This is a genomic window from Croceivirga lutea, from assembly GCF_014235875.1.
GTDB classification, from domain to species: domain Bacteria; phylum Bacteroidota; class Bacteroidia; order Flavobacteriales; family Flavobacteriaceae; genus Croceivirga; species Croceivirga lutea.
In genome coordinates, this window is record NZ_JACJUK010000003.1 from 69631 (window position 1) to 80905 (window position 11275).

Consider the following 11275-nt stretch of genomic DNA (forward strand, 5'->3'; position numbering starts at 1 on the left):
AGCCTTTTTTTTTGCCAGTGGAAACCATCCAAGGTATTAACAACTATAACGAGAAAAACCCTTCCATTATCACTATTGGTACTTTTGATGGTGTTCATATTGGTCATCAAAAGATATTGGAAAGGTTAACTACCAATGGGCAAGCCAACGGATTAAAATCTATTCTACTTACTTTTTTTCCGCACCCAAGAATGGTGTTACAAAAAGACACTAACATAAAGCTTCTAAATACTCTAGATGAGCGTATTTCGATTTTAGAAAAAATGGAGTTAGACTATACCCTAATTCATCCTTTTTCCAAAGATTTTTCTAGAATGACAGCTATAGAATTTGTAAGAGATATTTTGGTTAATAGTTTAAACGTTAAAAAAATAATTATTGGCTACGACCATAGATTTGGTAGAAACAGAAATGCCAACATTACTGACTTAATAAACTTTGGAAACACTTTCAACTTTGAAGTAGAAGAAATTTCAGCTCAAGAAATTGATGATGTTTCTGTAAGCTCTACTAAAATTAGAAAAGCTTTATTAGCTTCAGATATTGAAACAGCCAATGAATATTTAGGTTACCGGTATATGCTTAATGGTAGTGTTACTAAAGGTAAAGGGCTAGGTAAAACCATTGGTTTTCCAACAGCTAATATCAAAATAAAAGAAGATTATAAGCTTATTCCTCAAACTGGGGTTTATGCGGTTACTTGCAACGTTGCTGGTAAGACCGCAGGCGGTATGATGAATATTGGATATAACCCTACAATTGGTAACAACAAGCAAACAATAGAGGTTAATTTATTTGACATTAACGAAGACCTGTATAACGAACATATTACTGTAGAGTTTATAGCACACATACGTAGCGAACAAAAGTTTGATTCACTTACCGCTTTAAATTCACAATTACATAAAGACAAAGCAACCGCCCAACAACTTATAGCCTCGGCAAAATGAAAGACTTTCTTTTTAAAAAGATAGACAATTCTCAACTCGTTGTTTTTAGAGTCTTTTATGGTATACTAGTTTGTGCAGAAGCGTTTGGAGCCATTGCAACTGGCTGGGTAAGGCGCACCTTTATTGAGCCTGAATTTACATTTTCTTTTATAGGTTTTGAGTGGCTGCAACCCTTACCAGGTAATGGCATGTATTTTTATTTTATTGCCATGGGTATTTGCGGAATATTAATCACATTGGGGTACAAATACAAGTGGAGTGCTTTTGGTTTTGCAATACTTTGGAGCGGTGTTTATCTTATGCAAAAAACATCCTACAATAATCATTATTACTTATTAATGTTAATTGCATTTTTAATGGCTTTTCTACCAGCTAATAGAAATTTTTCATTAGATGCTAAATTAAATCCAAGTATAAAAACCGATTTTATGTACAATTATGTGCGCTGGGCAATAATTGTACACCTTTTTATAGTTTACACCTATGCATCTGTTGCCAAGTTGTATGCTGATTGGTTTGATAACAGCTTTGTTGAACTATTGATGAAAAGCAAAAGAAATTATTGGTTAGTAGGTGAATTTCTGCAACAATCTTGGGTACATAAATCAGTTGGTGTTTTTGGTATTGTTTTCGATTTGTTAATCGTTCCTGCCCTTTTGTGGAAACCTACAAGAAAAATCGCCTTTGCCTTTGCAATCTTTTTTCATTTATTCAATAGTTATGTTTTTAGAATAGGAATATTCCCTTATCTAGCTTTAGCCTTTTGTGTTTTCTTTTTTGATGCAAAATCTATAAGAAAACTATTTATTCGTAAACCAATTGATTCCGCTACTAAAGCAGCAGCTATTTTTAATTATAAAAAAAGTAACTTTTTAGTAACCACACTGGGTATTTATTTTATCATTCAAATCATACTTCCATTAAGACATCATATTATACCTGCAGATGTACTTTGGACAGAGGAAGGTCACCGTTTAAGTTGGCGTATGATGTTACGCAGTAGGTCTGGTTACGCCAAATTTAGAGTTAAGAATAAAGAAACTGGTAAGGTTACTTCTGTAAAACTTGAAGAGTATCTCACCAAAAAACAGCGCAGACGTATAGGATGCTATCCAGATTTTATGTGGCAATTTGCCCAGCGATTAGAAAAGGTTTATGCCGATAAGGGTGAAGCTGTAGAAGTGTATATTTCTGGAAAAGTAAAAGTGAATCAAGGAACATATCACACCTTTATAAACCCCGAAATTGATATGGCTGCTGCAAAATGGAATTATTTTGGTAGAAATGAATGGATTTTGATTCCGGAAGAATACCAATAGCATAGTTGAATTCAACTTTCTCATGGTTAGCTATAATGCAGAAAACAACAAGCAACCGTATTCTTTACCATTAATTATTACCCCAAGAAGTCACAAAACTTTAAATTTGCCCTTCAAAATAAAACCATGCTTCAGTTACAGCACATAAGAGCGCAAAAAGAGGCTTTTATAGCCGCACTTAAAAAAAGAAATATAGATGCCGAACCTTTACTAAATCAGGTATTAGATTTGGATGAAAAAAGACGTGCTACACAAACAGAGTTAGATAGCACTTTGGCAGAATCTAACAAGTTGTCTAAAGAAATTGGAATGCTTTACAAAAGTGGTAAAGCAGCTGAAGCCAATGAATTAAAAGCTAAGACAGCTGAATTAAAAGAAAGCTCTAAAAAATTAGGAGAAGATTTAAATACGCTTGCTACAGAATTGCAAGAAGTATTATATCAAATACCTAACATTCCCAATGCACTTGTGCCAGCAGGAAGCTCAGAAGAAGACAATGAAGAGGTATTTAGAGAAGGAGAAATTCCAAAACTAATTGAAGATGCACTTCCGCATTGGGAACTTGCTAAAAAATATGATTTAATAGATTTTGAATTAGGAGTAAAAGTTGCTGGTGCCGGTTTCCCAGTATATAAAGGAAAAGGTGCCCGCCTTCAACGAGCTTTAATAAGCTACTTCTTAGATAAAAATACTGAAGCTGGCTATACTGAAATACAAGTACCCCACTTAGTTAACGAAGCCTCTGGTTTTGGAACCGGACAGTTACCAGATAAAGAAGGTCAAATGTACCATGTTACTGGTGACAACCTTTATTTAATTCCAACGGCAGAAGTTCCAGTAACCAATATTTTTAGAGACGACATTGTTAAAGTAGATGATTTTCCAATAAAGCTAACTGGTTACACCCCTTGTTTTAGAAGAGAGGCCGGCAGTTACGGCGCCCATGTTCGGGGTTTAAACCGTTTACATCAGTTTGACAAAGTAGAGATAGTTCGTGTTGAGCATCCAAAACACAGTTATGAAGCCCTTGATCAGATGGTAGAACACGTTAAAAATTTGCTTCGCGATTTAAAATTACCATACCGCATTCTAAGGCTTTGTGGAGGTGATTTAGGTTTTACTTCTGCGCTAACATATGACTTTGAAGTGTTTTCTACAGCTCAGGATAGATGGTTAGAAATAAGTTCAGTTTCAAATTTTGAAACATTTCAAGCCAACAGACTTAAGCTAAGATTTAAAGATGAAAATGGCAAAACGCAATTAGCGCATACCTTAAATGGAAGTGCCTTAGCATTACCAAGAGTTTTAGCGGGTATTCTAGAAAATTATCAAACTGAAAATGGAATAAAAATTCCAGAAGTATTGGTACCTTATTGTGGTTTTGATATTATTTCTTAAAAAATAATCTTGGTTTTTTAAATCATCAAAATTGAAGAGACTGAGAATCTTTATTGGTTTTAAATAAATTAATCTAACTTTAAGGTTCTAACCATTAGCAATTATGTGATGACCCCCATATGCTAGAAAAACTTTCTTCATTTGATGAGATTTGGACAAAACCGCTATGGATAGGTATTTTTTCAGTAATCATCTCTGTATTATTATATCTTATTTATGTAAGAATAGTAGGAATGAATGATTTTGAAGAAGGCTTATTACCAACAATTCTTATTCCCGCAATAGTTGGCCCAATTTGCTCAAAATTTATTGGCCAGTACGTTAAAAAAATCAAACGTCAGAATCAAAAATTAGTGGAGCTAAATGCCACCAATAAAAAACTTCTTTCGGTAATAGCTCATGATGTACGTTCTCCATTAATACAAACCAAAGGATTTATGGAGTTACAATTCGAGGGTACTTTAAGCAGCAATGAGAACAAAAAATTAGGCCAACAACTTTTACAACAGATAGACCGTGTACTAGAATTACAAAATTCTCTTTTAGAATGGGCTAACCGTAAAGAAGGATTAACACCTGTTAAATTAGAAATTTTTAACATTGAACCAATCATAAAAAATACTATTCAATTGTATAAAGAAAAATTAACCAAAAAAGAACTTCATATACAAGTAAAAGATATAGATAGTATGGTTTATGCAGATAAGGATGTTTTTGGTTTTGCATTTAGAAATCTATATCATAACGCCATAAAATTCACAGCTAATGGAGGTGTTATAACAATAGAGTCAAATAAAAGTGAACAGTATTTCAATATTTCAATTGAAGATTCTGGCATTGGGCTAACTAATGAAGAAATAAGTAAGATTTTAGACTCCTCAACCTATTTCTCCAAAATAGGAACTGCAAAAGAAAAAGGCTCTGGTTTTGGTATAAATGCTGTCATAAATTATTTAAAAGACTGTAATGGATTTTTGAAAATAGATAGTAAACCAAACCATGGAAGCTGTTTTACAATTTGTTTACCCTTGAAAAAATAAAGCTTTCTACCTATACCAAAAAATCAAGAGAAATGATGTTTTTGGAGAGTTTTTAGGAAGGTCATTAAATAAAAAACTGGGGCTTTGCCCCAGTTTTGATAGTATGCAGTTTAACTGCAAACCATATTGGGTAGTGTTGCCCTACCCTACCAACCAACTAACTCAAAATTGTTATGAAAAATGATGTTGAAATAGGAAAATCAACTGAGACAGTATACTTAGTGGGGCTATCAAAAAGGAAACTGTTAGTTACCAACACTGCTAACAGCAGTGCTAATGTTGATTTATAGTTCAATGGTTAATGTGTTAGTTAAAATCGGCAACAAAATTAAACTCATTTTTAAAATTTTGATTACTTAAAAACCATAAATTTTTTACGGATTTGGCACAAAACCATCGGATTTTCCTACAACCCTAGAGCGTATTTTTTTTAAACTTTATCCAAACAAAAAACTGGAGCTTATGCCCCAGTTTTTTTATTAAGTAATCAAATTAAAATTAGTTGCTAACCTTATTTTTTAGCATAATGAATTTTAATTAACTAAAGAAGTGTTGCCATCATTAGGATTGTAGACATAGTTAAATGTATAAACTCTTGACTCGTCTGTAAAAGCATCTGGTTCCGCCGGGGCATCACGATAATAACTAAGTATTTCAACTTTAGCATAATTTCCATCATGAGTTCTAAAGACAAACACTCTACCAGGTATAGGTGTTACTGTAAATGTTGCTCCGTTATAATTGTACCAACCGCTACCACTACCTGTAGCAATTGCAAAAGCACCATCGGCATCTTGTGCATAAGTTAATCCCTCGGCAGAGGTTACCTCAGAAAAAGTTCCTGTTTCAACTGCTACTCCTGCATTACCATTTCTTTCAGGTTCATCAGCAGTACCCGTTACTCCCCCTCCGTTTACTGCAATAGTGGTACCTCTAAAGGCAATATCCCATTCTGTTTCACTAGCTGTCACTTCTCCAGATTCAAAGCTAAATTTTGTAAATGGCCCGCCTACTTCTTCCCCTTGACCGCCAGTTTGAGGCGCCTCTAAATTTTCCATAATACCAGATTCCAATTCTGCAAGTACAGTAAAACTTGATGGGGATGTTTGCACCAAACCGTTTGCTGATATAACAACCTCTCCTGAAACAGCACCTTGAGGAACTGTAGTAGTCAATTGAGTGGTACTAATTGACGTTATTGTAGCGGTAACTCCCCCAAAAGTCATAGTTACATCATCTGTAGATTCAGGAAAATTAGTGCCAGTAATCGTTACTTCAGTACCCACGGTTCCCGAATCTGGTGAAATAGCCGTAAAGGTAAATTCCTTTAACTCTTCACCGGCATCGTCATTGCTACAAGCTGTGAAAAATAATACTGTAAATACTAATACAATAAATCTTGATGTTTTCATTTTCATTTCTTGGTTTTTAAAATTGTATGTTTAATCGCGTAAATAATTGAATTCCAGGATTAATTAAAACCTCGCTATCCTGTGAAGCGAGAGGGTTACTCCCTTTAAAGTTTAAAAGATTATTAGCTCCGAATTGTAATTGGTAATGCTTAAAAAAAGTTTTTCCAAAGGAGAAGTTCATTAATGCATACCCTTTAACAAAACTGTTATCAAAATCGTCTAAAATTGTATTACCATTTCTATCTGTTAAACCAAACTTACTGCGGTAAATAACTCTTAAATTGGCGTTGGCATTCCAAGCTGGGATTTTGTAAAATGCTTTAAAATTAAAGGTGTGTCTTGACCTATTCTCTAATCCAAAATATTGATTGGACTCAAGCCTAACAGTTTCTAAAGTTGCTGGATCTCTAGCAAATACTTCCCCATTCTCAATTTCATCTTGTTTGTTTTTATCGTAGGCAAACAATAATTGATAACCTCCAATAAGATTTAAGCTTTTAAATCCATTGTATTTTAACTCCGCCTCTATTCCTTGGGTGTAAACACTTTCTCTATTAATGTACCCAAATACATTTTGCCCATTGGTTTTAGCAGCTAAAATTCGAGTATCAATTAAATTTTTAAAAGCGTTTCTAAATACGTTTAAATCTGTGGTGAAACTTCCTTTTTTTAATTGCAAGCCAAAGTTATAGCCAACTGAACTTTCAGCATTTAATCGCTCTCCCAGTTCAGAAGTATCCACAGCGAGATTGGCTATCTCATTATTTTCTTGCAATCTTTGAATACCAGCCAATTCAACTTCTTTTCCAAAAACAGAGTATCCGCCACCAGATGCATTGGTAAAATCTAAATACAACTGTCTAAAATCTGGCGCTTTAAATCCGCTCCCCACGGAACCTTTGATTGCAACATCTGGTGATAGTTGATAGCGTGCAGAAAGTTTTGGACTTAATTGCGAATTATATTCACTATGATTATCAAACCTACCACCAAGGATTACGTTTAGTTTTGATAAAGGTTTAAAATCATATTGAATATATCCGTATTGCGACTCAAAAGAAACATTGTCAGCAAAAAGCGTACGCTCTAAAGTTTCAAAATTTAAACCAACACCGATAGTTAACAAGTTATGAGCACCAAACTTTTGGTTTAAACGAACTTCAGGTCTAAACAATTTTTGATTAAAGTCGTTAGCTAAAAGAATAGTGTCAGTATTTAAATCTATTGCTTCTTCGTCTGTAATATAATTAGTGTAGTACAGTTCATATTGTAGGTTAGTTTTTGGGCTCGCATTGTGGTCTATTCGTATCAGAGCATTTGCATCTTGTTCAGTACTCGTACTTGGAGCAATATCAAAATCTTGATAAAAATATCTACCCGAAGCAAACACACTAATCTTTTTTGAAGGTTCAAAAAACAATCGCCCATTTACTGTATAATTAGAAAATGCATTTACTGTCTGACTGTTATCAGAAGATGTTAAGTCGAACCCATCTGTGCTCAGTCGGTCAACAAATAAAGAATACCCAAACTTTTTCTTTCGTTGATTAAAACTAAGGTTAGAATTATGATTGTTAAATGTTGAAATCTGATGACTTAGCTGTCCACTAATTTTTTCAGATGATGGTTTTTCTGTAATTATATTAATAACACCACCTAAAGCTTCTGAACCAAAAAGACTGCTCGAAGGTCCTTTTACAACTTCAATTTGTTTGATGTTTCCAATAGCAAACCTGCTTAAATCCAAATTACCAGAACTCCGTCCAACAACGGGAACGCCATCTATTAAAACTAAGACATAATCAGAAGCAATACCCTGTATTTGAACTCCCTCACCCCCACCAACAGTGGCATCAGCAGTCATGATAATGCCGGTCTGTTCAGCTAAAATTTCATTTAAGCGTGTTACTCCTGTTTGTTCTAACTGACTCTGAGGAATTAAAGTCACTGGTAGGGGGAGCGAAGACAATTGCCTTACAGTTCTAGTGGCTGTAACTACCACCTCATTTAAATCTTGTGTTAGAATAGAGTCTTTTTGTTCTTCTTCTTGAGCTTGAATATTAAGTATCAAAAGCGTAAAAAATGAAAAAAAGAAGAAAAATTTATTTTTATTTAGACTCATTCTGCATAAATTTGAGCCAAATATATATCTTATTTTAAATCATTCTAAATAAAAATAAATAATTTTTTTAGCTAAACATCGTATCCAAAATGAAAAGAAACCAATTACTTTCAGTGTTATTGCTAGTTCTAATGTGTGGACTTAATGCACAAGACAAAAAAGAAATGGATAAAAAATCTATTAAAGAAATGTGCGGTTGTTTTGAAGTTACCTTCAATTTTGCCGAAACATTTAACTACAGTCAAGATTCCCTTTACAAACCTTCAAAAACCAAAGTTGATAAAGGTTTGGAGTGGGCACAATTGGTTACTGATGAAGACGATAAAATTGTAATTCAACACATTTTACAAGCAGGCAACCCTGCTGAACCTATGATTGTCAAACATTGGAGGCAAGATTGGTTATATGAGAATACTGATTTCTATTTATACAATGGCGACAATAATTGGTCCTACAAACAAAAACCATCAGCTAATGTAGATGGTCAGTGGACGCAAAAAGTATATCAAGTGGATGATAGTCCGCGTTACGAAGGCACCGCTTCTTGGGTACATGTAGACGGTAAAAGCTATTGGGAAAATACAACACCTGCCCCATTACCTAGAAGAGAATACACCACCCGAGCTGACTATAATATTACTATGCGTGGTAATAGACATGAAATTACTTCGAATGGTTGGGTTCATGACCAAGACAATGCCAAAATTATTCGTGAATCCGGAAAAGAAGATGTGGTTTTGGCTAAAGAAAAGGGCTATAATATCTATGTAAAAGTGCCAAATTCTCGCTGCCAAGCTGCCGCGGATTGGTGGACAGCTAATAGCGAAAAGTGGGCTACCGTAAGAACAAAATGGGATGAAGTATTTTCTAGAAAAACAGATCTTACTTTAAAAGAAAAAGTTGACAATAAGGTTCTATACAAACATCTATTTAATGAAGAGCTTATTGAACAAAATGAAATTAGTAGTGTAATTGACGCTTTTGTTGATGATTCAAAAACAAAAATGGCGAAAAGCAAATAAACAAACTATGAAAACTCTTTTTAAGCTCTTTGTATTTATATTTTTAATAACAGTTAGTGTTAATCTTACTGCCCAAGAAAACAAATTTCTTCAGCGAGAATTTTGGAATTCCAATCCAAGTATTGCAGAAATCGACGCACTTATAACAGAAGGTAATGATATTACCGAACGTAATGCAGCCTTTTTTGATGGGCCAACCTATGCCATCTTACAAAAAGTTGATCCAGAAACTATTGCTTATATTATTTCTAAAGAAGGTAACGGTGTTGATAAACTAACCCATGACGGTAGAATTTATCTACATTGGGCTGCCTATTCTGGCAACAAGAAAGTAGTTGATAAGCTACTAGCCAAAGGTTCAGACGCTGCGGCAATAGACGCCCATGGTTATTCCGTAGTAAATTTTTCTGCTAATGCAGGATTAAATGACACCACGATTTACGATGCTTTACTAGCAAAAGGAGCCGATTTAAATTCAACCACTCATAATGGAGCCAATGCCTTATTATTAGCGGCATCTAATGGAAAAGACCTTGGTATTATCAACTATTTGAGCAGTCATGGGTTAAAATTAAGTAGTACTGACAACCTAGGTAACGGTGTGTTTACTTATGCAGCCCGTAGCGGAAATATTTCACTTTTAAAAACACTTAAAGAAAAAGGAGTAGATTATAGGTTAATTAATAAAGAAGGTGAAAATGCCTTATTCTCAGCTGCCAGAGGAACACGTAGAAACCAGAATGGGTTGGCAGTTTTTACGTATTTAGAAGGATTAGGACTTTCTAACCAAATTTTAAATACAAAAGGCCAAAACTTACTTCATCTCTTAGCTAGCCGCAATAAAGATGTTGCTTTATTTGAACACCTAATTAATTCAGGCTTAGATGTAAATCTTGCTGATAGTGAAGGAAATACCCCATTTATGCTAGCGTCCCAAAATAACAATTTAGAAATCATTAAGCTGCTAGCTCAAAAGGTTGACAAAATCAACACCGTTAACAACAAAGGACAATCTGCTTTACATTTAGCTACCCAAGATAATTCTGTTGATGTGATACGCTTTTTAGTTGCACAAGGAGTAAACATAAAAGCCACAGACAATGATGGAAATTCTTTGGCATTGTACTGGCTAGAAAGTTATCGTCCAAGAGATATGAAAGAGTTTAACCAAAAAAAGGCTTTTTTAGCACAATCTAAAGTAGACTTTAAAGCTTCTCAACATAATGATAATACGTTAATACATCTTGCCGCTAAGGAAAATAATTTAAAGCTATTAAAGCAATTAGAGGATTTCTCAATTCCTATTAATCAAAAAAACAATGAAGGTAATACTGCCTTACACCTTGCAGCCTTGTCTGCAAACAATGATGAAATTTTAAAATATTTAATTTCGCGCGGTGCAGATGTATCTGCAAAAACAGATTTTGAAGAGACGGTATTTGACCTTGCTTCAGAAAATGAATTATTAGAGAAAAACCAAGTTGAATTAGATTTTTTAAAGCTGTAAAAATTGTAGAATGAAAAAAATATTTGTTCTTACCCTACTCCTCGTAAGTGCTATAAGTCTTGTTGCCTTCAACCAAGCCCCAGAAACGTTGAATTATAAATGTATGATACAGTTAACAAATTATGAGGGTGAAGGGGCTTATTTTGTAGTATCAGTGATAGATAAAGAAGACAATTATATTGAAACGCTTTACGTTCAAGGTGATGATGCCGAATGGTATCGAGATTTATCTGCCTGGTGGAAAAATTTATATGGCATTAAGAGACCTACTCTTGATGGTATCGTAGGAGAAACGGTTACCGGAGGTCAACGCAAAATGACCATTCTTAAAATACCTACAGATAAAATAGATACAGGATACAAATTACGATTTGAGTCGGCTGTAGAAGACCATGAATATTATGTAGACGATGTAGAATTTGATTTGACCACAGCAAATTTGGCTTCTAAAAAAGAAGGTAAAGGTTACATTAGATACATAAGAATGATTCAACAATAATTTAAA

General features: G+C 34.2%; 9 protein-coding genes. 7 read left to right on the forward strand and 2 right to left on the reverse strand.

The genetic code is table 11. The features are described 5' to 3' along the window. The first annotated feature begins 17 nt into the window (after positions 1-17). The 4 genes from H5V42_RS06495 (at position 18) to H5V42_RS06510 (ending at position 4707) form a co-directional block, all read left to right on the forward strand. The gene (locus H5V42_RS06495; protein ID WP_185782698.1) at positions 18-950 is read left to right on the forward strand and encodes a bifunctional riboflavin kinase/FAD synthetase; all 933 of its coding nucleotides are present in this window, start codon (positions 18-20) and stop codon (positions 948-950) included. After that, the gene (locus tag H5V42_RS06500; protein WP_185782333.1) at positions 947-2269 is read left to right on the forward strand and encodes an HTTM domain-containing protein; all 1323 of its coding nucleotides are present in this window, start codon (positions 947-949) and stop codon (positions 2267-2269) included. Before H5V42_RS06495 ends, H5V42_RS06500 begins: the two co-directional genes overlap by 4 nt. 126 nt (positions 2270-2395) lie before the next feature. Continuing rightward, positions 2396-3667 carry a serine--tRNA ligase gene (gene serS / locus H5V42_RS06505; protein ID WP_185782334.1) on the forward strand — a complete coding sequence of 424 codons (1272 nt, stop codon included), beginning with the start codon at positions 2396-2398 and terminating at the stop codon, positions 3665-3667. Between the two features lie 119 nt (positions 3668-3786). Continuing rightward, positions 3787-4707, forward strand: coding sequence for a sensor histidine kinase (locus tag H5V42_RS06510; protein WP_185782335.1), 921 nt, complete (start codon positions 3787-3789; stop codon positions 4705-4707). 533 nt (positions 4708-5240) lie between these two features. Here H5V42_RS06510 and H5V42_RS06515 read toward each other — a convergent pair. Both H5V42_RS06515 and H5V42_RS06520 read right to left on the reverse strand, forming a co-directional pair. Further along, a complete protein-coding gene (locus H5V42_RS06515; RefSeq protein WP_185782336.1) occupies positions 5241-6119 on the reverse strand; it encodes an HmuY family protein in 879 nt (292 codons plus the stop codon). A 16-nt stretch (positions 6120-6135) separates the two neighbouring features. Next, positions 6136-8241 carry a TonB-dependent receptor plug domain-containing protein gene (locus H5V42_RS06520; RefSeq protein WP_185782337.1) on the reverse strand — a complete coding sequence of 702 codons (2106 nt, stop codon included), beginning with the start codon at positions 8239-8241 and terminating at the stop codon, positions 6136-6138. A gap of 89 nt (positions 8242-8330) precedes the next feature. Between H5V42_RS06520 and H5V42_RS06525 the strand changes: the two genes are divergently transcribed. The 3 genes from H5V42_RS06525 to H5V42_RS06535 are packed head-to-tail and all read left to right on the forward strand — an operon-like array spanning position 8331 to position 11269. Then, positions 8331-9263, forward strand: coding sequence for a DUF6607 family protein (locus tag H5V42_RS06525; RefSeq protein WP_185782338.1), 933 nt, complete (start codon positions 8331-8333; stop codon positions 9261-9263). A 7-nt stretch (positions 9264-9270) separates the two neighbouring features. Then, positions 9271-10770 (forward strand): ankyrin repeat domain-containing protein, encoded by a 1500-nt coding sequence (locus tag H5V42_RS06530; protein ID WP_185782339.1) that lies wholly within the window; start codon positions 9271-9273, stop codon positions 10768-10770. A gap of 10 nt (positions 10771-10780) precedes the next feature. After that, positions 10781-11269, forward strand: coding sequence for a DUF2271 domain-containing protein (locus H5V42_RS06535; protein ID WP_185782340.1), 489 nt, complete (start codon positions 10781-10783; stop codon positions 11267-11269). The last annotated feature ends 6 nt before the right edge of the window (positions 11270-11275 follow it).